This is a genomic window from Rhodococcus mengyinensis (assembly GCF_048381435.1).
GTDB classification, from domain to species: Bacteria; Actinomycetota; Actinomycetes; order Mycobacteriales; family Mycobacteriaceae; genus Rhodococcus_F; species Rhodococcus_F opacus_D.
Genome location: NZ_JBLWIT010000132.1, coordinates 14,601 through 39,922 on the forward strand (window position 1 = coordinate 14,601; position 25,322 = coordinate 39,922).

At 64.0% G+C, this 25,322-nt stretch carries 23 protein-coding genes and 1 pseudogene; 7 read left to right on the forward strand and 17 right to left on the reverse strand.

Annotated features, from left to right (window positions below; genetic code table 11):
- The first annotated feature begins 52 nt into the window (after positions 1-52).
- The 3 genes from ACNJ7E_RS30990 to ACNJ7E_RS31000 are packed head-to-tail and all read left to right on the forward strand — an operon-like array spanning position 53 to position 3,827.
- Entirely contained in the window at positions 53-1,849 is a 1,797-nt protein-coding gene (locus tag ACNJ7E_RS30990) for an FAD-dependent oxidoreductase (RefSeq protein ID WP_280782234.1), read from the forward strand.
- Positions 1,846-2,907 (forward strand): maleylacetate reductase, encoded by a 1,062-nt coding sequence (locus ACNJ7E_RS30995; RefSeq protein WP_280782233.1) that lies wholly within the window; start codon positions 1,846-1,848, stop codon positions 2,905-2,907. The genes ACNJ7E_RS30990 and ACNJ7E_RS30995 overlap by 4 nt, the downstream gene beginning before the upstream one ends.
- A gap of 26 nt (positions 2,908-2,933) precedes the next feature.
- Positions 2,934-3,827, forward strand: a complete 894-nt coding sequence (locus ACNJ7E_RS31000; protein WP_280782312.1) for an intradiol ring-cleavage dioxygenase — start codon at positions 2,934-2,936, stop codon at positions 3,825-3,827.
- Between the two features lie 482 nt (positions 3,828-4,309).
- Here the strand turns inward: ACNJ7E_RS31000 and ACNJ7E_RS31005 are convergent, their stop codons facing one another.
- The 12 genes and pseudogenes from ACNJ7E_RS31005 to ACNJ7E_RS31060 form a co-directional block, all read right to left on the reverse strand.
- A complete protein-coding gene (locus ACNJ7E_RS31005) occupies positions 4,310-5,071 on the reverse strand; it encodes an alpha/beta hydrolase (protein ID WP_280782232.1) in 762 nt (253 codons plus the stop codon).
- A gap of 710 nt (positions 5,072-5,781) precedes the next feature.
- The gene (locus tag ACNJ7E_RS31010; protein WP_280782231.1) at positions 5,782-6,561 is read right to left on the reverse strand and encodes an alpha/beta fold hydrolase; all 780 of its coding nucleotides are present in this window, start codon (positions 6,559-6,561) and stop codon (positions 5,782-5,784) included.
- Positions 6,562-6,856: 295 nt separating this feature from the next.
- A complete protein-coding gene (locus ACNJ7E_RS31015; protein WP_418341751.1) occupies positions 6,857-7,036 on the reverse strand; it encodes a response regulator transcription factor in 180 nt (59 codons plus the stop codon).
- The gene (locus ACNJ7E_RS31020) at positions 7,033-9,549 is read right to left on the reverse strand and encodes an AAA family ATPase (RefSeq protein WP_418341737.1); all 2,517 of its coding nucleotides are present in this window, start codon (positions 9,547-9,549) and stop codon (positions 7,033-7,035) included. The genes ACNJ7E_RS31015 and ACNJ7E_RS31020 overlap by 4 nt, the downstream gene beginning before the upstream one ends.
- Positions 9,550-9,568: 19 nt before the next feature.
- Positions 9,569-10,933, reverse strand: a complete 1,365-nt coding sequence (locus ACNJ7E_RS31025; protein WP_418341738.1) for an MFS transporter — start codon at positions 10,931-10,933, stop codon at positions 9,569-9,571.
- Between the two features lie 570 nt (positions 10,934-11,503).
- On the reverse strand, positions 11,504-11,920 hold the full coding sequence (locus ACNJ7E_RS31030; RefSeq protein ID WP_418341739.1) for a RidA family protein: 417 nt from the start codon (positions 11,918-11,920) through the stop codon (positions 11,504-11,506).
- Between the two features lie 226 nt (positions 11,921-12,146).
- Positions 12,147-12,593 carry a cupin domain-containing protein gene (locus ACNJ7E_RS31035; RefSeq protein WP_418341740.1) on the reverse strand — a complete coding sequence of 149 codons (447 nt, stop codon included), beginning with the start codon at positions 12,591-12,593 and terminating at the stop codon, positions 12,147-12,149.
- Positions 12,590-13,528, reverse strand: coding sequence for an NADP-dependent oxidoreductase (locus ACNJ7E_RS31040; protein ID WP_418341741.1), 939 nt, complete (start codon positions 13,526-13,528; stop codon positions 12,590-12,592). Before ACNJ7E_RS31040 ends, ACNJ7E_RS31035 begins: the two co-directional genes overlap by 4 nt.
- A 30-nt stretch (positions 13,529-13,558) precedes the next feature.
- Entirely contained in the window at positions 13,559-14,857 is a 1,299-nt protein-coding gene (locus ACNJ7E_RS31045) for an MFS transporter (protein WP_418341742.1), read from the reverse strand.
- Positions 14,854-15,372 (reverse strand): diguanylate cyclase, encoded by a 519-nt coding sequence (locus tag ACNJ7E_RS31050; protein ID WP_418341743.1) that lies wholly within the window; start codon positions 15,370-15,372, stop codon positions 14,854-14,856. The genes ACNJ7E_RS31045 and ACNJ7E_RS31050 overlap by 4 nt, the downstream gene beginning before the upstream one ends.
- A gap of 99 nt (positions 15,373-15,471) precedes the next feature.
- Positions 15,472-15,663, reverse strand: coding sequence for a hypothetical protein (locus tag ACNJ7E_RS31055; protein WP_418341744.1), 192 nt, complete (start codon positions 15,661-15,663; stop codon positions 15,472-15,474).
- Between the two features lie 260 nt (positions 15,664-15,923).
- A pseudogene (locus ACNJ7E_RS31060) lies at positions 15,924-16,066 on the reverse strand (transposase); the annotation flags it as partial.
- Between the two features lie 551 nt (positions 16,067-16,617).
- On the opposite strand from ACNJ7E_RS31060, the gene ACNJ7E_RS31065 reads away from it, so the two are divergent.
- Entirely contained in the window at positions 16,618-17,823 is a 1,206-nt protein-coding gene (locus tag ACNJ7E_RS31065) for an MFS transporter (RefSeq protein WP_280782224.1), read from the forward strand.
- A 6-nt stretch (positions 17,824-17,829) separates the two neighbouring features.
- Here the strand turns inward: ACNJ7E_RS31065 and ACNJ7E_RS31070 are convergent, their stop codons facing one another.
- The 3 genes from ACNJ7E_RS31070 to ACNJ7E_RS31080 all read right to left on the reverse strand — a co-directional run bounded on the left by ACNJ7E_RS31070 (position 17,830) and on the right by ACNJ7E_RS31080 (position 20,663).
- Positions 17,830-18,681, reverse strand: a complete 852-nt coding sequence (locus tag ACNJ7E_RS31070) for a helix-turn-helix domain-containing protein (protein ID WP_418341745.1) — start codon at positions 18,679-18,681, stop codon at positions 17,830-17,832.
- 330 nt (positions 18,682-19,011) lie between these two features.
- Complete coding sequence (locus ACNJ7E_RS31075) at positions 19,012-20,238, reverse strand: NAD(P)/FAD-dependent oxidoreductase (protein ID WP_418341746.1); 1,227 nt, start codon at positions 20,236-20,238, stop codon at positions 19,012-19,014.
- Positions 20,239-20,318: 80 nt separating this feature from the next.
- Positions 20,319-20,663, reverse strand: a complete 345-nt coding sequence (locus ACNJ7E_RS31080; RefSeq protein ID WP_280782221.1) for an acyl-CoA-binding protein — start codon at positions 20,661-20,663, stop codon at positions 20,319-20,321.
- A 161-nt stretch (positions 20,664-20,824) separates the two neighbouring features.
- On the opposite strand from ACNJ7E_RS31080, the gene ACNJ7E_RS31085 reads away from it, so the two are divergent.
- Both ACNJ7E_RS31085 and ACNJ7E_RS31090 read left to right on the forward strand, forming a co-directional pair.
- A complete protein-coding gene (locus ACNJ7E_RS31085; protein WP_418341747.1) occupies positions 20,825-22,147 on the forward strand; it encodes a class I SAM-dependent methyltransferase in 1,323 nt (440 codons plus the stop codon).
- Between the two features lie 94 nt (positions 22,148-22,241).
- Positions 22,242-23,159, forward strand: a complete 918-nt coding sequence (locus tag ACNJ7E_RS31090; RefSeq protein ID WP_418341748.1) for an alpha/beta hydrolase — start codon at positions 22,242-22,244, stop codon at positions 23,157-23,159.
- Between the two features lie 2 nt (positions 23,160-23,161).
- Here ACNJ7E_RS31090 and ACNJ7E_RS31095 read toward each other — a convergent pair whose 3' ends face one another.
- Positions 23,162-23,659, reverse strand: coding sequence for an SRPBCC family protein (locus ACNJ7E_RS31095; protein WP_280782219.1), 498 nt, complete (start codon positions 23,657-23,659; stop codon positions 23,162-23,164).
- A 123-nt stretch (positions 23,660-23,782) separates the two neighbouring features.
- Positions 23,783-24,628, reverse strand: a complete 846-nt coding sequence (locus tag ACNJ7E_RS31100) for a GlxA family transcriptional regulator (protein ID WP_418341752.1) — start codon at positions 24,626-24,628, stop codon at positions 23,783-23,785.
- 131 nt (positions 24,629-24,759) lie between these two features.
- Here ACNJ7E_RS31100 and ACNJ7E_RS31105 point away from each other — a divergent pair.
- The coding region (locus ACNJ7E_RS31105) for an HD domain-containing protein (protein ID WP_418341749.1) at positions 24,760-25,322 on the forward strand (563 nt) is incomplete at its 3' end.

A 25,322-nucleotide genomic window follows, 5' to 3' on the forward strand; every position in this document is an offset into this window, starting at 1 on the left:
CGACACTCGATGGTGAGGGCCGGCGATCGACCGGCCGCGAGAGGTGAATTTCATGCCCGCGTTTGACGATGGCCAGAAGGAGACCGCGCTGCCCGACTCGGCAGTTGTCGAGACCGACGTTCTCATCGTCGGCTCCGGCCCTGCAGGAGCAGCAGCGGCGCTGTGTCTCTCGACGCTCGGCGTCGCGAACATCATGATCACCAAGTACCGATGGACGGCCAACACACCGCGAGCCCACATCACCAACCAGCGAGCGATGGAGATATTCCGCGACCTGGGCATCGAGGATCAGGTGCTCGCCGATGCAACGCCCCACGAGCTCATCGGCGACACCGTTTTCTGCGACTCGATCGCAGGTGAGGAGATCGGGCGCATCCGCGCCTGGGGCACGAGTCCGTCCCGAGAGGTCGACTACCAGCTCGCCTCGCCGTGCCTGACCGTCGACATCCCACAGACTTACCTGGAGCCGATTCTCGTCAGGAACGCCACCGTGCGGGGCACTCAGACCCAGTTCTCCACCGAGTACCTGGGGCACACCCAAGACGAGGATGGCGTCGACGTGCAAGTTCTCGACCGGCTCACGGGCACGGAATACACCATTCGCGCGAAGTACCTCCTCGGCGCCGACGGTGCGCGATCGAAGGTCGCGGCAGACATCCGCCTGCCCTTCGAGGGTGCCATGGACATCGCCGGCTCGATGAACATCACCTTCAAGGCTGATATCGCCGCCTACGTCGACCACCGTCCGTCAGTCCTCTACTGGGTGATTCAGCCGGGCTCGAACATCGGTGGGATCGGCGCGGGTCTGGTGCGCATGGTGCGTCCCTGGAACGAATGGCTCGTCGTCTGGGGCTACGACATCAACGACGCCCCACCGACCGTGGACGAGGCCGCAGCGACGCAGATCGTACGGAACCTGCTGGGGATGCCGGACCTCGACGTCGAGATCACTGGCAGCTCGCTGTGGGGCAACAACGAGATGTATGCGACGCACCTGCAGTCGGGCCGCGTCTTCTGTGCCGGGGACGCTATCCACCGCCACCCACCGAGCAACGGGCTCGGCTCGAACACCTCGATCCAGGACTCCTACAACCTGGCCTGGAAGCTCGCTGCCGTCCTGAACGGGCAGGCTGCACCCTCGCTCCTCGAGACCTACTCGACAGAGCGTGTTCCGGTCACGGAGCGGATCGTGAAGCGTGCCAACAAGTCCAGTCGGGAGTTCATCGACCTGTTTGCGGCTCTCGGCGTGACGGAAGCCAGGACAGAGCAGGAGATGGTCCGCCAAATCGAGGAACGCAAGGCCAACACCCCGAAAGGCGCGGCCAAACGGGAAGCACTCGTAAAGGCGATGGACGTGAAGAACTACGAGTTCAACGCCCACGGTGTCGAACTCGGCCAGTTCTACCAATCCGCCGCCATCGTTTCCGATGGCACTGTCCTCCCTGACCCGGTGCGGGACCCGGATCTGTACTACGAAGCCTCGACCGTGCCAGGCTCACACCTGCCCCATGCGTGGGTCGGTGACAACAAGACCCGGCTGGCGACGATGGACCTTGCGCCGTACACACGCTTCACTCTCATCACCGGTATTGCGGGGGAGGCGTGGCAGGTCGCCGCGGAGAGGGTCGCCCGCGAGTTCGGCGTTCCGCTCGCGACCGTCATCATCGGTCCCGGCCGCGACGTCACCGACCTGTACTACGACTGGTCGAAACTCCGCGAGGTCGAGGAGGGCGGCGCCCTGCTCATCCGCCCCGACAAGCATGTCGCCTGGCGATCCCACGCGCTCCCCGCCGATCCCGAGACCGCGCTCCGCACCGCGCTCGCTGCCATCCTGGGCCGGGCGGCATGAGCATGCGGTTCGAGCACGAGACGCTCGGCCAGCGGATCCGTTTCGCCGCGGGTGAGGCAGCGCACGGTACCGCCGAGGAGGTCGCGCACCTCGGCGCACGCCGGGTCATGGTGATCGCCGGCCCCCGCGAGGCCGAGATCGCGCGTCACGTCGCCGCCGACCTGCCGGTCGCCCTGTTCCACAACGAGGTGGCGATGCACGTACCCGTACCCGTGGCCGAGCGTGCGCGCGAAGTCGCCGCTGCTCACGACGTCGATAGCCTGGTCGCCGTCGGAGGTGGCTCCACGACCGGCCTCGCGAAAGCCGTAGCCCTCACCACCGGGCTGCCGATCATCGCGGTACCGACCACGTACGCCGGGTCCGAGGCCACCAACGTCTGGGGGATGACCGCGGGAGCGAAGAAGACCACCGGTGTCGACGCGCGAGTCCTGCCCCGCTCCGTGATCTACGACGCAAGCCTGATGGTGTCCTTACCGGTCGACCTGAGTGTCGCATCGGGTTTGAACGCGCTGGCCCACTGCGTCGACTCGATGTGGGCGCCGCGGGCCGATCCGATCAACACCGCCCTCGCCCTCGAGGGGATCCGGGCGCTGGCTGCAGGCCTGCCCAAAGTGGTCGAGCATCCAGAGGGCCTGGAAGGCCGCGAGCAGGCGCTCTACGGCGCCTATCTGTCGGCGGTCTCCTTCGCCTCCGCCGGGTCCGGGTTGCACCACAAGATCTGCCACGTCCTCGGCGGCCGTTACGATCTCCCACACGCTCCGACGCACGCCGTGGTGTTGCCCTACGTTCTGGCTCTCAACGCCCCGGGAGCGCCTCTCGCCGAACGGCGGATCGCCGCGGCCCTCGACAATCCGAGCGCGCTGGAGGGACTCCAAGCCCTGCGCGCCGAGCTGGATGCTCCGCGCGCACTGCGCGACTACGGGTTCGACGACACGCAGATCCCTGACGCCGTGCAGGCGATCCTGCCGTCGGTCCCCGACAACAACCCGGTCCCTGTGACCGCCGACAATCTCGACCGCCTGCTGCGTCAGGCGTGGGAAGGAGCAGATCCGCGATGAGTCTCGACGCTGAAAGCAAAGCCCCCATGACCGGGGGAGCGGTCTCCGTGGAGCAACAGGTCCGCGAGGAGGAGCTGACCGAGCGGGTGGTCGCGTCCTTCGAAGCCACCACGGACCCGCGCCTGAGGCAGATCATGCAGGCGGCGGTTCGGCACCTGCACGCCTTCCTCCGCGAGGTCCGGCTCACCGAGGGCGAGTGGAACGTGGGAATCGACTTCCTCACCGCCGTCGGGCACATTACCGACGACCGACGCCAAGAGTTCATCCTGCTCTCCGACACCCTCGGCGCTTCCATGCAGACAATCGCCATCAACAACGAGGCCAGCGCGGACGCGACCGAGGCGACCGTCTTCGGTCCCTTCTTCGTCGAGGACTCACCGCAGGTCGCGTTGGGCGGCGACATCGCAAGCGGCGCGGGCGGCCAGCCGTGTTGGGTCGAGGGGAGTGTCCAAGACACGGCCGGCCAGCCAGTCGGTGGAGCCCGGATAGAGGTGTGGGAAGCCGACGAGGACGGCCTTTACGACGTCCAGTACGACGACAACCGCACCGCCGGCCGAGCTCACCTGTTCAGTGCCGAAGACGGGACCTTCCGGTTCTGGGCGGTCACCCCTACGCCGTACCCGATCCCACATGATGGGCCGGTCGGTCGGATGCTCGCGGCCAGTGGGCGCTCACCGATGCGGGCGTCGCACCTTCACTTCATGGTCAGCGCCGACGGCCAACGCACCCTGGTAACCCACATCTTCGTCCGCGGTGACGAGTTCCTCTCGAGTGACAGCGTCTTTGGGGTCAAGGACTCACTGGTGAAGGAATTCGTCGAACAACCAGCCGGCACATCCACCCCGGACGGTCGCGATGTCGGTAACCAGACCTGGTCACGCGTTCGCTTCGATATCGTGCTCGCGCCCGCTGACGTGTAGACCGTGCGAGAAGTATTCGGACCTGGTGCAGCCGCATTCGACCTCAACATCAGCATCGAATGCATAATTCCCAACATTCTTTGAATGAGTCGTCGAGTCGCCTTCGGAAGTGCGGTTTACCTCTGAAGGCGCTGCGCCACATCGCTCCGCCCGTTGCGGTAGCCGGGGTGTCCTGGCACGTACTGGAGGTGTCCACTCGCTTGTGACTGTCCTGCTGCGGCCGGGAAGGCTACAGCCGCGACAGAATTTCATCGCGCAGTCTCTCAGGTCGGGCTGAAGCCCACGGCGCGTGACGAACTCGCCGAACTGGTGTCCATATCGTGTGCAGGTATATGACCTAGACAGACACGGTCTCAGTTGAACGCCCCGATAGTGATGAGGCAGGCGAGATCGCCAAATCGCCGAGACGGGTACCGGAATACGCATACTCCATCGGCGATTCTCTGCCCACAAACCTCCTTTCATTGCTGTGGTGCGTTAGCTCAGGGCGCAGAGAGAGTGAATCCTGCTGACATTGAGTTTGCGTGATCTGTAATAATTTTCGCAACATCGTCGGGTCGGGAAAGGAAAGCGGAGTGGCTGGAGGCGAGTCGTACGGCCTGTCCTGCCCGTGCGGACATGGCTTCCTGCGCCGGAGCCGGAATCGCATTATCGTTCTCGCAGATGATGTAGGTGCTTGGTGTGGATATCCACGCCGCAGCCGTCTGCACTTCCTGAAACGAAGAGAGGCTTTGTGGCGAAAGTTTCGCTGTCGCAGCATCTGCAATGTCTTCATCGACATCACCGAAGAATATTTCTCGTGCATCGGTTGGCATCGTGGCATCGTCTCGTATCTGCAGCCACGATGTTGGTTGCCCCCCGATGGAGCTCCATAGAGATTCGCCGATATCGAGCTGGAATGCTGCTAGGTAGATGAGGTGCGCAACATTGGGCGCGCCCGCTGCTCCTTCGCTCAGGGGGAGGCCCCCGTAGGAGTGTGCTACCGCGATGACGTTTCCCTCTATCGAATCGAGAGCGGACCGCACGACCCGCGCGTCATCGTGAAGTCCGGCTCGTTGTCCCCCTTGAGAATTGGCGCTGGGCAGGTCGACGGTTTCGACGGCCAATCCGTTTCTGATCAATTTTTCCTTGACGTCCTGCCAACACCATGCGCCGTGCCAGGCGCCGTGCACGAGTAGAACGGTGAGGCGCTGGTGGGAATCTGAGGACATGGAACCTCCATTGTTCGCGATGTGAACAGTCATGCAATATGTGAACACGAAGAAGATAGCAAATACGAGTGACTACTGTCACCATTGATGTCGGCGACTGTCGGCAGGCAGCGCCTGAGCATCGTCGGGTATGTCTACGTCAGCGCTTTGTCAATACCGTTCGGTTTGAACAGGTTCGGGAAGGCGTGATCCACGAGTTTGTATCGACACCGCGGTGGAGGCGGGCCTGGGTGGCCCAGGGGTGGTGTTCGGTGCGAACTGTGTTCGATTCTCGCGCCTGCCGATATGGTGTTTCATGAAGCGTCAACTGGACCCGTTGCCGTCGTCAAGATGTGCTGGATCGTGAGGAAAGGTCGTCCACCGAAGGTCTTGCCAACTCCCCCTGGCCTGATCAAGCTCGCCAGGCTACGCCGCCAGGCTGTCGCGAATCTCCTCACGCTGATGACGCCGACCGGTGAAGCTGGTTCCGGTACAAGGAGCGTTGCCGCTGCGAGTTCGCGCGTTTGACCCGGCGCCTCCCATTAGTCAAACCACGCAACGGGTCTCGTGGACTCTAGACAATCTCCCCTGATGTCTTGCAGGCGAGTGTTAAAAGAACAGAAGGGATTTCGTGATCAGCAGCTTTCGAGGGCCGCCGATCCGCGACTTCCCGCAAGCTTCGCCCCTACGGGGTCGGACCTGCAAAGGGGTCAGGTCCCCCCAGAGTAGAACGCAGAACGCAGAACGCGGGGTCGGGGCAAATACTAGGATCGGGTGCACTCGTATGCCTCGCGAACTATCGTTACCACCGCCTCGGGGTTGCTGTTCATGACTGCATGGGACGATTCGACTTCCCTCTGTCGAGCCTGTGCACGGTCGGCCATATACTTCTGAGCCGCGAAAGGGATCGCACGGTCTCGAGTAGCGAGTAAAGCCCAGCTCGGAAGCGACTTCCAGGCCGGCGGCCCAGATGGTTCGGTAAATACCGACGCGGCGAGAGGACGTTGCGCTCGCGCCATCAGGGCTGTAGTTGCCCTGGGGAGATCTGCCGCAAACTCGTCGTGGAACACGTCGAGTTTCATGTATACATCGGTTTCGTCCGCTTCGGGGTGAGGCCGGCGAAGGGTGGTGGACTGCCCGACCAGTCCTCCTGGGAACCGCACGGGGTCATTAGCCTCCTGGATGCATTCTCCCTCCTCGTTGAGAAAGGCCGCAATATAGACGAGTGCCCGCACGTCACCCGCACGTCTCGCTGCGTTCGTTATCACGGTCCCGCCGTATGAGTGTCCGACGAGAATGACCGGTCCGGTGATGGTGGCGACGATGCTTGCAACGTAGGCAGCATCCCGCTCGACGCCTCGAAGGGGAATCGCAGGCGCTAGTACCGGGAAGCCGTCGTCGAGAAGTAACTGCATGGTGTCATACCAGCCACTGGCATCGGCGAAGGCGCCGTGCACCAAGATCACCGTGGGCTTCCGTTGGACGTTGAGTGTGTCGGAGGAATCCACAGAATCGGTCACATCAATGGCCGCGTTATTCGACATCGTTCTCCTCAGTTTATTCCATATGTTCGAGTGGGCTCGCCCGCAGGACGATGCCCGGCTACGTGAGTTATCGTCCGTGCATCACCGATCTGGCTCCTGCATATCGGGATTCGGCTCCCCGCTCTCGCCCTACCACTCTCCTGCGAGGGGCGGTCTGGATGCACCGGGCAAAATACTTGTACTCGGCTAGGTGTTCCGACCCGATGTGCCCGCTGAAGGCCAACCTGTTCGATAGGCGGCGGTCTGCCGCGTTTCCGATGTCGGCATTTCGACTGTGCAACCTGTCTGGCTGCCTTCACTTCGGCTCGAGGAGCATAGCCACGAGTTCAGTCCGTGAGCGAACTCCGACTTTCGTGTAGATTCGCGTCAGGTGGTATTGGATTGTCTTGATCGACACGAATAGCTCCTCTGCTGCTTCCTTGTTGCTCGCTCCTCTCGCGATCAGCCGAACGACTTCCTTTTCCTGCGGTGTCAGCTCTGAGGTCGGATTCTGACACGGCGGGCATTCACTCCGCCGGCCTTCAACTCACGATCGCACCGCTCAATGTACGGAGTCGCCCCCAGCATCGCGTATCCGTCGCGGGCTGCCGACAGGACAACGTCCGCCTCCTTTCGCTTGCGTGCCCGCCTCAGCGTTTGGCCATAGGCAAGGTTGATCCTCGCTCGGTCGTATGGCATGGAGAGCCGGTCAATGTAGCCCAACGAGGCTTCGAAAGAATCACGTGCGGCGTCGATGTCACCATGAGCTGCCAAGATTCTTCCTCGGACGTAGCCGAGTCGAGCCATGGATGAGTGGTGTTTCCGGTCCCACGTGACCCGCTCGTGCGGGATAAGGAACTGGTCTGCCTCTTCAATGTGACCGCTCAAGACGAGCCCGTTTGCAAACATGTCCGCCCAGGGCCAGAAGCCTGGTTCGTCGATGCCCTGACGCGGGCTGAGCTCGGCGATCGGCCTCAAAGCTCTGACAACCGAGTCGTAGTCAGCCTTTGCTTCCGCGATCTGCGCTCGCGCCAAGCACGCTGGTATGAAAATCATTTCGTAGTCATGGACGTCGGCATGCGCAAGCCTGAGGTGGGCTTGAGCCGCTGGCTCGTCTCCTCGCAATGCGTGGATTTGCGCGCCGGTCCAGTGGACCAGGGGACGTAAGAGTTCAAGTCCCACCTCGTCGACAAGTGCAGCAGCGTTGTTGACGGTTCCGAGGGCGTCATCCCACTCTCCAAGGACGAATTGAGCACGTGCCAGCCAGGCCTGGCCTGACATCGAAATCCTGTGTGAACCTGCGTGATACATTGTTGGAATGGCGCGCTCGAGTTCTTGACGTGCTGACTCCGGTTCGTCGAGCGCGAGGTCCAACCATCCTTTGCCCATCCGGAATCGTTGTGGTTGGGCTCCGAGCAAGCGATCGGCGGCGGAGCCTTCGTACGATGCGCGCGCTTCGGCCGTTCGACCGGTGGCGGCCAGTCCCAATCCGACGATTGCCTCCGATTCGATGACTGCCGGATTACTCTCTTCTGCGAGTGCTGCGGTCTGCTCTGCCCAAGCAACTACGTCCTTGCCGTGCCATCGGAAGAGCGAGTCCAGGACGCGCCGCTGGCATATGAGAGCAGCGGTATTGGGCTCGAGGGCAGGATCGCACGTCTCCCATGCTTGACTTAGCATCTGGCTTGCTTCGGCTTGTCGCCCCAGCATGATGGCGAGGTATCCCAAGGTGGCATCGCGAAGCGACGATGCCGGGAAACTCTCTATCTCGGCGGCGAACAACCGGGCGTGCAACACGTCGCCGGCACCAATCAGTGCATCGACTGCCTGCAGTAGGCGGCTCTGCCGGTCAGTGGGTGACGAACTCAGCCTGCTCGCTTTGATCAGCACCTCGGCCGCCGCCGCCCACGCCCCACCTTCAGCCTTGGCGGACGCGAATTCTTCCAGTTCGTCGGCCAGGTCGTCGTCGGGGAAGAAGCTTGCAGCGACCCGATGATTGAGCGCCTGTGACTCGGTTCCTACGATCCGCGATGCCCGTAGGTGAAGCCGTCGTGCACGGACGGGGCCCAGGCTTGAGTTAATGGACGCCCGGGCAAGCGGCGACGTGAACCGTATCTCGGTACTGCCAGGACTTTCCGTGACGGCAAGAAGGTCGTATCGGAAGGCCTCGTCAAGTGCTTCCACCGGGTGCTTGACCTCGGCGAGAGCGGCGGCGTGAGCGAGGGAGCACTGGGTTCCTAATATCGCGGCTGCCTCGACCAATGCTTGTGTCGCTTGATCGCATGCAGCCAGTTTGGACAGAAACAAGGCGGTAGCTGCCTGTGGAACCGGCATTTCCGGCAACCAGTAAGCCCACGTGGGAGGCGGCACTTCATGCAGGGTCTGGACGAGATAACGGGTGCTACCGCCGACGTGCTCCCTGAGTCTCCGCGCGACAGGCAATGGAAGTGTGACATTCACCAGCGTGGCGGCAAGTTCCTGGATCTCCGAGGGCTCCAGGGGACCGAGGGTGATGGTGTTGTGGCTGTGCTGGGAAAGTAGCTCGACCAGATCGTTGGCAGTGCCAAATAGCATCTGAGTGTTGACCGCGATGACCATGCACACTGTTTGGTCGGTTCTGTTCAGCGCTGAAACCAGCGCTTTCATCGAGCCGATGTCAGTCCAATGCCCGTCGTCGATGAGTATGAGAACGGTGGAATTGTCGGGAGTTCGCCGTGCTACATGGTCGAGGACCGCTGCTGAAATTGTCCCCGGGTCATCAGTTCCAATTGGCGTTCGCAATAACTGCTCGAGAACCCCGAAATCGCGTGCCGATTCCCATTTGGTCCCGCGTGCCCTCCATACGGTCGATCCCGCGTGACAGTCGGCGAGCTGTTGAAGTAGCTTGGTCTTTCCTGACCCTGTAGAGCCCTCCACGACGGCCAGCTGTGGCGTGCCGCCCCGCGCAGTGGACAGGTACCGTTCGATTTCCGCCAATGCCGACCGGCGGCCGACGAATTCAGACGACACTTCGGAGCCTCTCATTGGTCTAATCCAGGATGCCGGACGGTGCCGCAGCGTTCGCTGCAACGCTTGCGTCCCGTAGCTGCATGGGGTTTTCCTTGGGAATTGCGAAGGTCACCAGACCTGCCAGTACTGCCACCCCTGCAAATGTGTAGAAGGCGACATTAGGACCCGCGCCGATGCTGATCAAGAGGCCAGCGACGGCTGGTCCGATTATTCCGCCGAGCCGACCGAATCCGGCACACCATGCAACTCCGGCGGCGCGCGCGGAGGTCGGATATGAGTGCGATACCAGTCCGTAAACCAGGACTTGTGTGCCGATTGTTCCGAGGCCCGCCACCGCAAGGAACGCCAGGAGAACTGGAATCGGGAACCCGGCGGTGAGCATAACCAATGACAGTGCGGCCAGACCGAAGGTGACGGGGATGATCTTCTGTGCTCCCGTCCTATCCGCCATGCGCGAGGTTACTAGGCCGCCCACAATGGCGCCCCCATTCAGGACCAGCAAGAAGAGAATCGAATCGGTGGCTCCGTAGCCCTTGTTTTCCATTATTTGGGGCAGCCATGTGTTCAATCCGTTGGTCAGTAACAGCCCGCCGAAGCTCATGAGCCCGAGAACTACAGTCGTCAGGGCGTACCGGCGCGTCGCCAGCGCGGCGAACCCCACCTTCGCACCGACCTCCTCCGCCGGAACAGGTCCGCACGAGATCGGGTATGGAAGCCCGAACCTCTCGGCAATTTTGTGCGCACCGAACTCGTTTCTCCTCGACAACATCCACATTGGCGATTCCGGCAGTTTGAAGTACGCGAGCGGCAACAGCACGACGATGGGTGCTGCGCCAATCCAGAAGAGACCTCGCCATCCGATGTTGTCGCGCAGAACAATCGCGATCAGCGCTGCAAGTACACCGCCGGCGGGAACACCGCAGTAGACGATCGCGTTGTATAGATTCTTCTTACTTGTAGGTGCAAACTCGGCGATCAGTGCACCTGCGGTTGCCACCAGCCCGCCGATCCCGATACCGGTCAGAAATCTCATGGCTCCGAACGAGGCGACTGAAGTCGAGAGGGCAGCAAGCCCCATTCCAGCCGAGAACCAGATGATGTTGACGAGCATCATGCGGCGTCTGCCGAGGTAGTCACCAACTGCGCCGGAGGCCAGAGCCCCGACCATCACTCCTACGAGCGCGTACGAGCCGAGCGCCCCTGCCTGTTGCGGGGAAATGGCACCGAGCTGTGACGGATCACGGGTGAGGACGGGGAGGACGGTTCCGTACACGACTAGGTCGTAGCCATCGAAGACGATCGCCGTAGTGGTTATCACCAATACCCACATGACCGAGGCTCGGTGTTTCGTACTTATCCATGTTTCCTGGTCGTGCAGATTCATGTGATGCTCCAAGATGTCTTCGGGTGCCGGACAGCCAGGGCGGGGATCGCCGGGCGTTGGCAACCACGCTGACATGGTGGTGGAGAGGACGCACTAGGCGAATACCTAGTCCCCGACTGCGAATCATGCCACTCTCGATGAGTGGGAGGGTGTCCGTCGAGGTCGAAGTCCCCGCCACCATGTCTTCCGCATTCTCGGACTCGAGTGCTGAGATTTGACGATGTCGAACGGTCCATCATCTGCGTGGATGGTTCGGGAATTCTCACCCTCGCATATGTTGTGGCGGAATCTGGTCTTCCCACACATGCGACTTCTGAAAGACGCTGCAGGAGAGGGCGTTGCTCAGCACGGTCCCAAAGGGCATCCACGCTTGGTCCAACCTGTCCTGGTCGTCGACGTCAAACGCGAGCCGATCTGCTCACATGCGGGCGGCGCCGTTGTGTTCGATTGGACGACCCAGGTGTGCACGGCGACGGGATGGCGCTATCAGGTGTGGAGTGGCACGGACGCAACCGCTGCTCGCCGAACTGCTTCCATAGGCCCCTTGTAATCATCGTCATTCCTGCGTGGTCAGCTGAGGTATGCGACTGCGGAGATCTCCACGAGAAATTGAGGCCGGGCCAGCGCAGCGACTCCCACAACGGTATGGGTCGGTTTGACCGGACCGGTGAAGTGCCGGGCGCGGGCGGCATTCACGACGGGAGCGGAGGCGACGTCGGCGAGATAGGTGGTCGTGCAGGCGATATCGGCCATGGTGCCGCCGGCTCCCTCGACAACGCTGCGAAGGTTGGCGAAGACCTGTTCGGTCTGGGTTTCGATGTCTCCTTCGCCGACGATCGATCCGTCTGCGTCGAACGCAACCATGCCCGAAATGTGGAGGGCATGTCCTACCCGGACGCCGTAGGAGTACACAGTTCGTTGAGCGGGTTCGGCGGGTAGGGATGCTGGCATGACTGCCTTGGGGGTGATCGCTTCGGCGTCGTTCATCGTCGTCCTTAAGGTTCGTAGGGTCTGGCCTTCCTGCCGATTGTGAGGTTCGGCCAGGTGTGCCGGGTGTGCGCTGGTTGTGTGGCGAGTAAAGGAATGTCCATGGTCGTTATGCGCTGACCGGGCGCACGTGACGGGGTACCGTGACCGGCAGCGTCACCGAAGCGCGGAGGCTCGCGACACCTGCTTCCGGAGGCAGCGGTCGACTTTGCGACAGCGTGGCAGCTCACCTGTGCGGATCATCGATCTTGAGCTGTTCTCCGGTGGTGGCGACGAAGACGACCAGCAGCTTCGCCGGTTCGGTCGTGCTGGCGTTCTCGGTGGCGAGGTGGTGGGCGCCTGGCTGCTCGGACCAGTTCTCGCCGCGGTGGTACACGTGCGCGGGCTCGCCTTCGAGCTGGCTGCTTACGGCGCCTTCGAGCACGTAGGCGTAGACGAAAGCGTCGCCGTGACGGTGGGGCACCGCACGTGCGGCCGGCGGGAAGGTCACGATCGCCGACGTGAAGGTGGTGTCCCGGACGTTTGGGAGCATCTGTTGGAAGAGGGGCGCCAGGGTCTCGGACGGGTATGCCGAAGCAGTGTCGGTCTGAGGCTCTGCTGTAGGAGCGCAGCCGACGACCACGGCAGCGACCGCGGTGGCCAGCAGGCCAGTGGCGATTCGCGTTCCGATCATGGACGCTCTCCTCCTTGGTCTCGTGCTACTCGGATGACCGTTCTACCGGGAGTGCGTTGGTGGTGGGCAAACGCGTCGGCCGTCTCCGTGAGGGGGTGCATGGCGCCGACGATGGGCTTCAGCCGCCCGTCCCGCACTCGCTGGGCCAGGTCCGCAAGCTGCGCGCGGTCGGGTTCGACCACGAAGAAGACGGCGCGCCCTTCCTTGGGCTGCATCGTAGGTGGCATGGCGATGGTCACGAGGGTGCCGCCGGGGCGTACCAGCCCGGTCGACCGCTCCAGGACGTCGCCGCCGATGACGTCGAAGACCGCGTCGACTTCGCCGATGCCCTCCATGGGGTCGGCGTCGAGATCCAGGAATGCCTGTGCACCGAGGCCGAGCACGACGTCGCGGTCGTCGGTCCGTCCGGTGCCGATTACCCGAGCACCCACTTCGAGCGCGAGTTGGAGGGCGATCGACCCCACACCGCCGGCCGCCCCGTGGATCACGACGGTCTGGCCGGTGGTGAGCCCGGCATGGACGAACAGTCCTTGCCACGCGGTCAGCCCCGAAATCGGCAGTGCCGCGGCCACGGTGTGGTCGATGTCGGCGGCGAGAGGGGCGAGGTTGCGCGCCTCGACGGCGGTGTATTCGGCCAGCGAGCCGTTGCGGCTCCAGTCGGTGAGGCCGAACACCCGTTGGCCGACGGTGAGGCCAGTGGTGCCGTAGCCCAGCTCGACAACGACTCCGGACAGTTCGTGCCCGGGAACGGTGGGCGTGCGGTCACGACCGGCTCGGTCGATCCAGGTGCCAGGCCACTCGAGTTCGCCGGGAGTGAAGCCGGCGGCGTGGACGCGCACGATGACGTCGTTCTCGGCGGCGTGGGGGTAGGGCAGGTCGGTCAGGGTGAGCCCACCGACACCGGCGTCACGGTCTCGTGCGGTGATGGCTTTCATGTCGGGTCCTTTCCTGCGTTTTTCGAACGCTCAGTGGTGTCCTCGGACGTGCTCCGAGGCGGTCGTCGTAGCGGTCTGCTGCCTCGCCGGGCGACTGCAAGCGGCTTGGCCGCGACTGGTCGGGCCGGAGGCGAGATTCCGGACGGCGTGGAGCGTGGCGATCAAGGACAGCGCCGCGATGAACGAGGTGTACAGGTAGGTCGTGGTCTCCAGTCCCCACGAAGGAACCGCCAGCCCGGCTGCGAGAGACGGAAGGCCCAGCGCCGCGTAGCTGACCACGAAGGCAGCGGAAAAGACCTCCGATCGCGACCCCGAAGTCGTGGCCCCGCTGATGCCACGGAGAGTCCCGTTGAACGTCAGTCCGACACCCAGCCCGGAGACAATCGATCCACCGATAAAGACGAACGGGGAGGTGAAGACTACAGAAGCGGCCAAAACCGCCGCGCCCAATGACAGCAGGACCGCTCCCCGCAAGGTGGCGCCTCGCGCTGGGAGCCACGCCGCCCGCAGCCCACCCGCGCAGTTGGCTATAAACAGCACTGTGATGCTGATACCGCCGGCGGCGCCGAACCCGACGTGCAGGACGTCGCGCACCAGCGAGGGTGCGAGTGCGAGGAACAATCCGGTGGTAGACCACCCCGCGACGATTGCGGGAAGCGCGGCGAAGAACTCCCTCCGCGTTTCTCGGGGAACCCGGATTCTCGGGCGCAGCGCGGCAAGTCCTCCGGTGCGCCGGACGACCGTGTCAGGGATCGCGAAGACCAGCGCGGCGAGAACCACGAACGCCAGCGTGAGCACCGGAAAAATCTCCGCATCGGGACGTGGACTCACCTGAACGAGCAAACCAGCCAAACCCCCACCGATGGCCAGCCCGAAGCTCGTGCCCACGGCGGTCATCGTTGGCCCCACGTGCGGACGGCCCGCGGGGGAGAACTCGACCAGCCCCGCGGCGAGAGCACTCGTCGCCGTCCCGGTTGCAATGCCCTGCACTACCCGGGCGAGCACGAGCGAGAAGACCCCGCCGGCCGCCCAGAAGATCGCCGTCCCAGCCGCGGCCACAAGAAGGGACGCGACCAGCACCGGTCGGCGCCCGAGGTGGTCACTCAGCGATCCGACCGTCAGCAGGGCGCCGACCAATCCGGCAACGTACACGGCGAACACTACCGTCAGAATTGTCACTGAAAAGCCCCACCGCTCCAGGTACAGCGGGTAGATCGGTGAGGGCGCACTCGTTGATGCCATCAGCAGCACGTTGGCGAAGACGAGCAAGCTGAAGGAGGCACCTCGTCCGAGGCGGCGGCCGCCCGCGAAGCCAGTTGCACCATTCATCGCGGTGTCCCTGACGCTTGTTCCGGCCCGCACGGCCGAGGCGAGCCGATGCGGCGCTCGACAATGGTTGTTCGCCGGAAACCGGGGATGAAGTGATCCAGAACGTCGGAGTTCACGACACCGTTGGTCGTCTCCGGCCGGGTCTCATACCCGTCGAAGTAGGCACCCAGGAACGCGTTCTTCAAATCGCCTCGCGGGTGAACGGCGAGGATTTCCGTCACCTGGTCAGTGTGCAGCCTGTCTAGGCCGAAACCGACCACGTCGGTCAGCACGCCGAGATGCGTGGTAGCGACCTCGAGACGCTGGTCCGCATCGGAAAAAGGCGATACGCGACCGGGGGCGTGGAACATGGCCGCCAGGTTCACGCCAAGCCGGTGAGCATGGATCTGGCCGAAGAAGAAAACCCTGCGTGAGTGGTGGTAGATGAGCAGGCTTGCGGTCTCCTGGCCGAGACGAGTCGCTTCGGCGACCGCCGCGGTCTCGGGAACCTCCACACCCGCAATGATTTCTGACATCACTTCCGCGCTCTCTGCTTGTGGTTGTCGAACAGCGTCTGACATCCATGCTGGCGGTCGTCATCCGTTCTGCACCGCCTTCGTCCGGCCAGAAACCCCTCAAATCAGGACGGCGAAACCGTGCGGTGAGCTGCGCCACTCGCCGCTGCACGGTGGATCGGCTAAGGGTGGTCTGTCTAGAAAACCCGAAACGCGCAGGCGCTTAATACTATTCGCTCGATACTCAAGAGAGTGTCGACCTGCGGTGCCGGCCTGCGCTTCGAGCGCGTCGATGTAGTCGACTTCGGTCATTCGGTCACCCCATCGCCAGCTACGACGACCGCGGTGTCGTTGACGCCGTCGCCGCACTCGCTCGGTGGACCGGGGGCCGAGCGCATCGAACGCCGGAACGCGCCACGGGTGGGCAGCTGGAACCGACGTAGGGCGCATCGGACGCGCAGGCCCCGAGGCAGCGGACCGCACGCCCTGGTGGAAGGCGAGGACGCGGACGATGCGGTGCCCGACCTCGTCCTCGTGACCGAACACGCCCGTGTGAGGCCGGGTTGGGTGCCATCCATGTCGGCCTTGCGCAGCCCGTTCTTCAGACAGTCTCAGAGATCCCGGAATCCTTCGCGACCTGCTCCAGCGGGGCTTCGCGTTTGCAGGCGACGGCGACGCCATCGCCGCGGAACTCCTCCGGATACGGCTTCGGCATGTCGATCACCCTTCCACCGTGAGGGCGGATCCCTCGCAGGTCGGATGTCAACCAGAGCCCGGGCAGTCCCCACCGCATTCGGCGGCGACGTCTTCTCCCGCCGAATTCTGGGCTCGCGGTGATGACCACCGAGGCCACACCGTCGGTCGACCGCGTTATCGAACAAGCATGTTCTATAGGTCGAGGACCGGTCGTGGGCCGTTCGCGCTGGGTTGTGGAAGCGTGGGTGGTGCCGGAGGCATCACGGAAGCAGGATTCCCTGGGTCCTGACCCGGGCTGCGCGCTGGTTGTCGCGGGGGCCGACACCCCTTGGTTCCCACGCAAATCCAAGCGGCCTCCGGTAGCTGCTTACGACTCCCAGCCGAGGACGTCGGGGGACAGATACGTCTTTGCCGGAAGCGTCCGCGTGTCGGAAAGTTGTTCCCGGAGAATGTGGTCCAGCGTAGGTGGGCGGGAGGGCGCGGTGGCTGCGAAAATTGCATGGACGTTTGGCTTTGTTGTGTGGACGATCAGTCCCGTATTCAGAGCGCATTCTCGGAACGATCCAAAGAATGACAACTAACACCGCGCCTGAAATCCTCTCCCCACGCCGCTCTGAGCGCAGTGGGTGGGCGGGGGTGCTTATCCTCATGGCCACCAGTTTTACGCTGGTGCTCGCTGAATTTCTTCCGCCGAGTCTGCTGACCCAGATGGCAGCCTCACTTGACATCACGGAGGGTCAGGCGGGGCAGACGGTCACTGCGACCGCGTTCATGGGGTTTTTGGTGGCCCCCGTTGTTGGCATGATGTTTCCCCGGCTGGACCGGCGAACACTTCTGACTGGAGTTGCGCTGACCGCTGCGGTATCCAACATTCTGGTCGCCATCGCACCCAATCTCGTGCTGTTGCTCGTCGCCCGGTTGATCCTCGGGGCCGCAATCAGCGGATTCTGGGCAATGTCGCTGGCGATCGTCTCCCAGCTGGTGGTACCAGAACGCCTGGGCCGTGGCCTCATGCTCGTGAACGGCGGCACCACCGTGGCCACGGTGGGCGGAGTGCCCCTGGGTGTCTACCTAGGCTCCGTGTTTGATTGGCGGGTGGTGTTTGTCGGTGTAGCCGTAGTGTCGGTGCTGGTCGCTATCTTGTTGCGCACCGTGTTGCCTGCAATCGCCCCGGCCACCGCCACGGGATTCCGTGAGTTGGCAGACACCCTCGAGGTGCCCGGCCTGTCGTTGGGCCTGATCGGGCATGTGCTCACCGTCCTTGGCCACTTTGCCGCGTTCACCTATATCCGGTTGGCATTCGAGCAAGTGCCCAGCATCGGCGCGGGCGGAATCGCGGGGTTGTTGGCGGCGTTCGGTATTGGAGGCCTTGCCGGAAACGTCGTCATCGGGCTGCTCGTGGACAAGCACCTGAACCTGATGCGCGTGGTTGTGCCTGCACTCATAAGTGTTGGCATCGCTACAGTCGCGCTCTTGCCTGGACAGTTCTGGGCCGTGGGGGTAGGTGCGACAGCATGGGGTGTTGGATTTGGGGCTTGGTTGCTGGTGGTCAGTACCTGGATCGGGCGGCTCGCTCAGGATCGGATGGAATCCGTAGGCGGGCTGATCGTGACCGGATTCCAGATTGCGATCACTCTTGGAGCGGGAGTCGGTGGCGTGGTTGCCGATAACGCCGGAGTCCAGGTGACATTGATTGCCGCCGCACTTGCTTCTCTCGGTGGTGGAACCCTGTTCCGAATGGCCAGGACGCCATCAGCAGGAAGCTCGAAGGCGTAACCGGACCTATACGGCAGGAAGTAAGAGGGACCGTTGTTGTCCGCGCCAGGCAGCGGGCGCGGACCCGGTGTGCCGTCGAAACGCCCGCCGGAAACCGGCCTCGGATTCGTACCCGAGGCGGTGGGCGGTTTCTGCGATGCTCAGCCCGTCACGGATCAAAAGCGTTTTGCTGGTCTCCATCCGAACTTCGGTCAAATATGATGCCGGGGTTTGACCTACCAGAGTGGTGAAGCGTTCCGCGAAGGCTGATCGAGACATGGTTGCCACCTGCGCCAGGTTCTGCACGGTCCAGGGATCCCCGGGACTCTCGTGGATCGCATCGAGTGCGCGAGCAATGAACGGGTCCGACACCTGGTGCAGCCACCGCTCGGGAGCGCAGCCAAGCTCCGCCCAAAGCCGGATTGCGGACGAGACGATGGTGGTGGAAATGAGGCTGCACACCACCGCATCACCTGCACGACTGAAATCGGAAGCGTTGGCTTGTCCGCTGAGCATCCCCTCGATGAGCATCGCCATATTTGGTTCACGTACAGAGAACTCCCTCACCAACAGAGTGTTGGGGAAAGTGCCGAGAGTCTGAGCTGAGCCGCCCGACGGCAGAAACCATGCGTTGATAACGTTGGACTCGCGCCTAGCGCGGATCTCAGCTCGGTGTGCCCGGGGGTAAATGACTAGGTCACCGGCGGAAAGTTCAGTTCGTTCGTGGCCTACTTGGAGTGCTGCAGTTCCTGCAGAAATGTAGGAGAATCCGGCAGAGTTGTGCACCCGCGCGACTCGTTCACCCGGCGCCAGTAACTCACGCTGTGCAGCCTGAACTGGCCAGTCCAGCGAGGCCAACGCGCGATCCAAGGCACCCATCTGCCGAGGCTCATTCTCTAAGCCTTCAAACACCGTAGTCCAACTCCGTAACCGTTCTGAAGTATTCCTCGACCGCCTGCAGAGCGGTCTTGTCCGGTCTGTGCCTATTGACCTGTTTCGGTGGCCGTCCGCTGCGGCTGGCGCTGCAGGCGGCACATATCAGTTGTGCACGAATAGATAGTGTACGCTACATGTTGAGATGGACTCGGCCGAAGGAGGGATCGGCGGGTGTAGTGAGTTGGTGAGAGGTCCTGGCCTGGCGGGTGACCGGCAGGGCGGTCGTGTCATCGTCACCGATGCGGTCGACGACCTCGACCGCCGATCTGAAAGTCATTGTCCGGGATCAGGTCGCGCCTGCAGCGCCGGCGCGGCGGCGGCCAGCAGCGCGTCACGGTCTCGGTTCAACGGGGGATAGATGCGTTGGGTGTTGATGGTGACCTTGGTGGCTTTGGCTCGCGCGCCGCGCGACACCACCTGTCGATCCCACCCCTCGGTGTACACCGCTCCCGCCGGTCCCAGGTCGAGAATCGTTGCGTACCAGGGGATCCGGAGCGGGAGCATCGCCTCCCCGAGTAGATCGCTGATGACGTTGTATCCCGCGTAGCGGCCCATCGGTCGCCCGTGCTGGCACGACATCACCGACAGGTGGTCCTCGTCCACCCGTGCCGCGGCGACGTCGCCGGCGGCGAATACCTCGGGCGAGCCGATCACCCGCAGATAGTCGTCGACCGGCAGGCGACCGAGCCGGTCGTGCTCGGCACCGAGTTGTGCGGTCAGCGGGTTCGCCCGCATGCCCGCGCACCAGACGACGGTGCCCGCGGCCAGCACCTCTCCGGAGGAAAGCGTCACGCCGTGCTCGTCGACAGCGGCGACACCGACACCCGTCCTCGTCTCGACGCCGTTGACGGACAAAGCCGCTTCGATCACCGGTCGCGCCGATGCCCCCATGTCGGAACCGACGTAGGGGTTGTGGTCGATCAGCACCACCCGTGGTTCGACGTTGTGTCCTGCGAATACCTTCGCCAGCATTCCGGGCAACTCGGACGCCGTTTCGATGCCCGTAAGGCCGGCGCCGACCACCACCGCGGTCGCCGCGCCCGCGTCCGCTCGGCCGTCGGACAGCGTGGCCAGGTGGCGCTGTAGCTTCATTGCGCCGTCGTAGGTGTCCACGTCGAAGCCAAATTCCCGCAAACCGGGGATATCGGGCTTCGCCACCTGACTACCCAGCGCCATGATCAAGCGGTCGTACCTCTGCGTGGGTTGTGCCCCGTTACCCGAGACGGTGACGCTGTGCGCCGCGGTGTCGATCGCCGTCACCTCGGCGGCGATGTGCCCGACGGCGACCGGGTCGAGCACGTCGCTCAGTGGAATGCGGCAAGCGCTCAGGTCTGCCTCGTAGTTGCGGACCCGGATGTCGTGGAACGGCTGCGCACTGATCACCGTGACATCGACGGTGCCCGCCGCATCGAGTTCGTCGAGCCGCCGCGCCGCCCCCAGCGCGGCCCACAAGCCGGCGAATCCTGAGCCGAGGACGAGGACGCGCTTGGAATCCGTCACACCGCCATCGTGCCAGGTCTGCGCCGGGGCGACCGCTGGATCACGCGCGATCGGGCAGCACCGGACCGGAACGCCCGAACTCAGCCCTGCGTGAGCCGGGCCACCAGGTCGATGTAGCTCTGCTTGGCATCGGCGCTGCTCGTACCCGCCACCTTGGCCCAGGCGTCGTACTTGGCGCGGTTTACCATGTCGAACCGACCGGGCCGCTTGCCTTCGACATCGCCCTTCGACCCCTGCTTGAACAGCGCGTACAGCCGCAGCAGCTCATCGTTGGCCGGCCGCGAGGTGAGCTTCTTGACGTTCTCCTGCGCATCGGCGAACGCCTGATCCAGATCCGACATGGGCACCCCTGGCTCTCGGACGAACTCTTCGACGCAATCGTAACGCCCGGAGCCGATGGCGTCTGATTCGTTCGGGCCGCCCATTCGATGACGGTGCGTCGGGGTTCGAGAAACAGGTTGTCCCGAGCGGGAGTTGGTGTGAAGGTGTGCGGCGATGGGGGTTCCATCGATATGGTCGACGGGCGAGTGAGGTGAACTGAGCAGCCGCAGTGGTGGTGGGACCCCAAACTTCGACGGAGGTGTGTATGACGGTCGCTGACACGGTGGCGCCGCTGGTTCGCGCGGTGGTGGGGGAACAGGTCCCGATAGGAATCCGGTGTTGGGACGGTAGTCGCAGTGGTCCCTCGGACGCGCCGTGGCAGGTGCACATCGTCAATCGGCGTGGTCTGCGGCGGTTGCTGTGGGCGCCCAACGACCTCGGTTTCGCGCGGGCCTACGTATCCGGCGACATCGACATCGAGGGTGACCTGCTCGCCGGGCTCGACGTGTTGGAGCAGGTGTCGGACCCGACGAGGGGCCCCGGCGTACGGATAGACAGGCAGACGAAGAAGGCGCTGGCGACAGCGGCGCTGCGTCTGGGGATCATCGGCCTCCCACCGAAACCACCGGCCGAGGAGATGAAACCGGCGCGCGGGCACCGGCACGACAAGGAGCGTGACGCCGCCGCGATCAGCCACCACTACGACGTCGGCAACAACTTCTATCGACTCGTGCTCGGCGAGTCGATGACCTACTCGTGCGCGTACTGGGCGGAGCCGAGCGACGATCTGGACGCAGCCCAATATGCCAAATGCGATCTGGTGGCCCGCAAGCTCGGCCTGACCGCGGGGATGCGGGTCCTCGACGTCGGCTGCGGGTGGGGAACCTTCGCGCTGCACGCGGCACGTCACTACGGAGTGCACGTCGTCGGTGTCACCCTGTCCCAGGAGCAGGCGGACTACGCCGCCAAACGGATGGTCGCCGCGGGCGTGGGGGAGTTTGTGCAGATCCGAGTCCAGGACTACCGCGACGTCACAGACGGCCCCTACGACGCGATCTCGAGCATCGGCATGGCCGAGCACGTCGGCGCCGCGATGCTGGCGACCTACGCCGCGGACCTGTTCGCGTTGCTACGCCCGCAGGGGCGGCTGCTCAACCACGCGATCTCGCGGCGACCACGCAAACCCGCCGCCACGTTCTCCAAAACGTCCTTCATCGATCGCTACGTGTTCCCCGACGGAGAAATCGAACCACTCGCGACGATGATCGAGGCGCTCGAAGGGGCCGGTTTCGAGGTGCGCGACGTCGAGTCGCTGCGCGAGCACTACGGGCTGACCCTGCGGGCCTGGGTGGGGAACCTGGAGGCGAACTGGGACGAGGCGGTGGCCTACAGCAGCGCCGGGCGGGCCCGGGTGTGGCGGATGTACATGGCCGGCGCGGCGTTGGCGTTTGCGGCGAATCGGCTCGGGATCAACCAGGTTCTGGCAGTCAAATCCTCCGACCGGGGTGACAGCGGCATGCCCGGCACCCGTGCCGAACTCTTGCAACAATCTGTACCGATACAATCTCCGTCGGCTCGCGAACACTGAAAACCGTTCAGAAGCACTGAATTCGCGTTCGGTGTGTGCCGAGCGCCGCGCGGTAAACAGTGTGGTGATGAGACCCCGACGGTGAGGAGGGCGCGTGCGGTTCGCGCTGGACTATTTGCTGGCTGACGTGCCCGCGGAGCAGGTCGAGGAAGCTCGGGGTTTCTACACCTCGAGGGCAGCAGGCCGTGGCCCCCGCACCCCCGAGGAGTTGAGGGAAGTACGGGCGAGGCGGTCCGCTCCTTCTCCCGCCGATCCACCGGCGATCGAAGAGATGGTCGAAGCCGCGGGAGCGCATGTCCCGGTGAGGATCTCTACCCCCACCGGCGGTCGAGCGCGGGGCGTCTACCTCGATATACACGGCGGCGGCTTCTACATGGACTCCGCGGCGCGCGACGACGTGCGTAACCGTGAGCTCGCTGACGCTCTCCGCATCGCCGTCGTCAGCGTCGACTACCGGCTGGCACCCGAGCACCCGTGGCCGGCCGCACCCGATGACTGTGAAGCGGCGGCGCTCTGGCTCGTCGAACACGCCGATGCCCGCTTCGGATCATCCCGACTGGCGATCGGCGGGCGATCGGCGGGAGCGACACTCGCGATGGCAACTCTGCTCCGGCTGCGGGACCGGGGGGCCGTCGACGGGTTCACCGGCGCCGCAATCCAATTCGGCACCTTCGACTCGAGCGCGCAGACTCCGGCCGGACGTCGGATCGCCGACGAATACTTCATCCAGGCCTACGCAGGCCATGTGGAAGATCGCACTGCTCCAGACATCTCTCCTCTCTACGGCGACCTCCACGGCCTTCCCCCGGCGCTGCTGGTCGTCGGCAGCAAGGACGTGTTGTTGGAAGACAACCTCGCGATGGCAGGCCGGCTCTCCGCCGCCGGCAATGACGTCGAGCTCCGGATCTATCCCGACGCGCCCCACGGGTTCACGGGCCACCCCACGGCAATGGCCAGGACTGCGCTCAGCGGCGTCGAATCATGGCTCCTCGAGCGGCTCGCCCAACCGTAGGACTACTCGGCCGTCCAAGCCTGGGAGGTCGTGGCGGCAAGCTCGGCCAGGTGGTGCAGCGAGTTGGTGAGATGCTCAGGACCGAACGGCGGGAACTGGATGTACTCGCGGATGAACTGGGGCACCGCAGACCAGTCGTAGGTGAGCGTGACCTCGGTCTCGGCCGGGCCGCGCGGCACCAGGTCGTAGCGCCAGATCCAGCCGCCGAACTCCAGGCGACCGCCGTCCTTCTCCTGCCCCGTCATCCAGCCGATGGCGCGCGGCGGGTCGATCACGTGGACCTCGTTGGCCACCTGATACTCACCGTTCGGATGGTTGGGGTGATACATGTCCATCCGGAAAATCTGCCCCACCTCGGTCAGCGGCGCCCGGTCGGCGGCTTGCTGAACCCAGCCGGTGCCGTCGATCGCAGAATGGGTCGTCGGGTCGGCCAATACCGCGAACACCCTGGAGGCGGGCGCGGTGACCGTCACAGTGGCGCTCACGTTGTCTTGATCCACGGTATGCACGCTCCTAGTTACCTCATCTCACACCTCCCGCAGGTGCGGAAGCGGACACTCATCAATACAGACTGCGTGGCGAGGCGGAATTCATCGGTCGCCGACGCCACACGGTGGCCATGGTTATCCTGCGTCGGCGCGGTGTGCGGTGCGGAAGCGGCGTTGGTAGGCCGCCGGGGACATCGACAGCTCTCGCACGAAGACTCGTCGTAGGCTCTCGTAGCTCGGGAATCCCGCGAGTGATGCTGCCTGGGTTGCGTTATGTCCGTGGTCGAGGAGGGCCTTTGACAGGTCGAATCGGATCAGTTCGACGTATCGGGCAGGTGTGGTGGACAGCTCGGTGCGGAAGAGTCGTGTGAGGTGGCGGGGGCTCATGTTGAGGTGTGTGGCGAGTTCGGCAAGCGAGTGGTTCCCGGCGGGGTCCGCCGTCACGAGATCCACGATTCGGCGGAGGGCTGGTGTGCGCGGCGGTGGGCCTTGGAGTGGGGCGGAGAATTGCGATTGGCCGCCCGCGCGCTGCAGGTAGACCACGAGGTGTGGGGCGACGTCGCGTGTCAGTTCGGGGCCGTGGTCGTCTTCGACGAGGGCCAGCGCTAGGTCGATGCCGGCGCTGACGCCTGCGGAGGTGTAGGTGGTGCCGTCGCGAACGTAGATCAAGTCGGGTTCGACGTGGGTCGTCGGGTGGCGGGCGGCGAGTTCGTGGGCGATGGCGGTTCGGGGGTAGATGTCGCCGCCGGCCACGAGGAAGGTGTCGGGGGCAGGCTCCGATCCTGCGTCGCCGTCGACGGAGACTCTTATGCCAATAGACGACGCCACGTCTGCCCCGGTCGGCGACAACAACACGATCTGGTAATCGGCGCCGCATAGATTCGCCTCCGCGAACACCTCGGCAGGGCCGGCGACATCGAGCAGTTTCACCCCGTCGTAGACCAGGACCGCGACCCGATGCGGGTGGGGGCTGGTGTGCATGCTCACTGCCTGTCCGGATTCGAGTGGGTCATGGCCGGACTGAGGCGGCGCCGGAGGCCAGGTGTGCGGCACCGTTGGGGGACGGACACATCGTCTGTTCTACAACATCGAAACCTGAAAGTGCAGGATCCATGACCGAGATCATCGCAGGAGTGGAGATTCCCGAGACGCAGGCGGCGGCCGAGGCCACTCGCCTCGTCCAGGATACGACGAACCCGCTGATTTTCCATCACTCGCGGCGGGTGTTCCTCTTCAGCACGCTGCGGGCTCGCGTACTCGGCCTGCGGCCGGACCCTGAGCTGCTGTATCTGTCGGCGCTGTTCCACGACACGGGTCTGCTCACGCCCTTCTCGGATGTGGAGCAGCGGTTCGAGCTCGATGGGGCCGATCATGCTCGTAAGTTTCTGCTCGATCGCGGTTTCTCCGACGCCGCCGCCGAGGTGGTGTGGACGGCGATCGCGTTGCACACGACGCCGGGGATTCCCGGCCGGATGGGGGATGAGGTCGCTGCCACGAACTTCGGTGTTCTCACCGATGTGGTCGGGTTGGGTTTGGACGGTCTGGACCCGGATCAGGTGGAGGAGATCACCGCTGTCCATCCGCGGGGTGACTTCAAGAACGAGTTTCTGCGTGCTTTCGTCGACGGGCTCAGCTATCGGCCGGACACGACCTACGGCACCGTCAATGCCGACGT

What these genes read in the sequence shown, in the direction of transcription:
- ACNJ7E_RS30990 (WP_280782234.1), top strand. Translation starts at nt 53, where the DNA reads ATGCCCGCGTTTGACGATGGCCAGAAGGAGACCGCGCTGCCCGACTCG.
- ACNJ7E_RS30995 (WP_280782233.1), top strand. Translation starts at nt 1,846, where the DNA reads ATGAGCATGCGGTTCGAGCACGAGACGCTCGGCCAGCGGATCCGTTTC.
- ACNJ7E_RS31000 (WP_280782312.1), top strand. Translation starts at nt 2,934, where the DNA reads ATGACCGGGGGAGCGGTCTCCGTGGAGCAACAGGTCCGCGAGGAGGAG.
- ACNJ7E_RS31005 (WP_280782232.1), bottom strand. Translation starts at nt 5,071, where the DNA reads ATGACTGTTCACATCGCGAACAATGGAGGTTCCATGTCCTCAGATTCC.
- ACNJ7E_RS31010 (WP_280782231.1), bottom strand. Translation starts at nt 6,561, where the DNA reads ATGTCGAATAACGCGGCCATTGATGTGACCGATTCTGTGGATTCCTCC.
- ACNJ7E_RS31025 (WP_418341738.1), bottom strand. Translation starts at nt 10,933, where the DNA reads ATGAATCTGCACGACCAGGAAACATGGATAAGTACGAAACACCGAGCC.
- ACNJ7E_RS31030 (WP_418341739.1), bottom strand. Translation starts at nt 11,920, where the DNA reads ATGAACGACGCCGAAGCGATCACCCCCAAGGCAGTCATGCCAGCATCC.
- ACNJ7E_RS31035 (WP_418341740.1), bottom strand. Translation starts at nt 12,593, where the DNA reads ATGATCGGAACGCGAATCGCCACTGGCCTGCTGGCCACCGCGGTCGCT.
- ACNJ7E_RS31040 (WP_418341741.1), bottom strand. Translation starts at nt 13,528, where the DNA reads ATGAAAGCCATCACCGCACGAGACCGTGACGCCGGTGTCGGTGGGCTC.
- ACNJ7E_RS31045 (WP_418341742.1), bottom strand. Translation starts at nt 14,857, where the DNA reads ATGAATGGTGCAACTGGCTTCGCGGGCGGCCGCCGCCTCGGACGAGGT.
- ACNJ7E_RS31050 (WP_418341743.1), bottom strand. Translation starts at nt 15,372, where the DNA reads ATGTCAGAAATCATTGCGGGTGTGGAGGTTCCCGAGACCGCGGCGGTC.
- ACNJ7E_RS31055 (WP_418341744.1), bottom strand. Translation starts at nt 15,663, where the DNA reads ATGACCGAAGTCGACTACATCGACGCGCTCGAAGCGCAGGCCGGCACC.
- ACNJ7E_RS31065 (WP_280782224.1), top strand. Translation starts at nt 16,618, where the DNA reads ATGACAACTAACACCGCGCCTGAAATCCTCTCCCCACGCCGCTCTGAG.
- ACNJ7E_RS31070 (WP_418341745.1), bottom strand. Translation starts at nt 18,681, where the DNA reads ATGGGTGCCTTGGATCGCGCGTTGGCCTCGCTGGACTGGCCAGTTCAG.
- ACNJ7E_RS31080 (WP_280782221.1), bottom strand. Translation starts at nt 20,663, where the DNA reads ATGGGCGGCCCGAACGAATCAGACGCCATCGGCTCCGGGCGTTACGAT.
- ACNJ7E_RS31085 (WP_418341747.1), top strand. Translation starts at nt 20,825, where the DNA reads ATGACGGTCGCTGACACGGTGGCGCCGCTGGTTCGCGCGGTGGTGGGG.
- ACNJ7E_RS31100 (WP_418341752.1), bottom strand. Translation starts at nt 24,628, where the DNA reads ATGCACACCAGCCCCCACCCGCATCGGGTCGCGGTCCTGGTCTACGAC.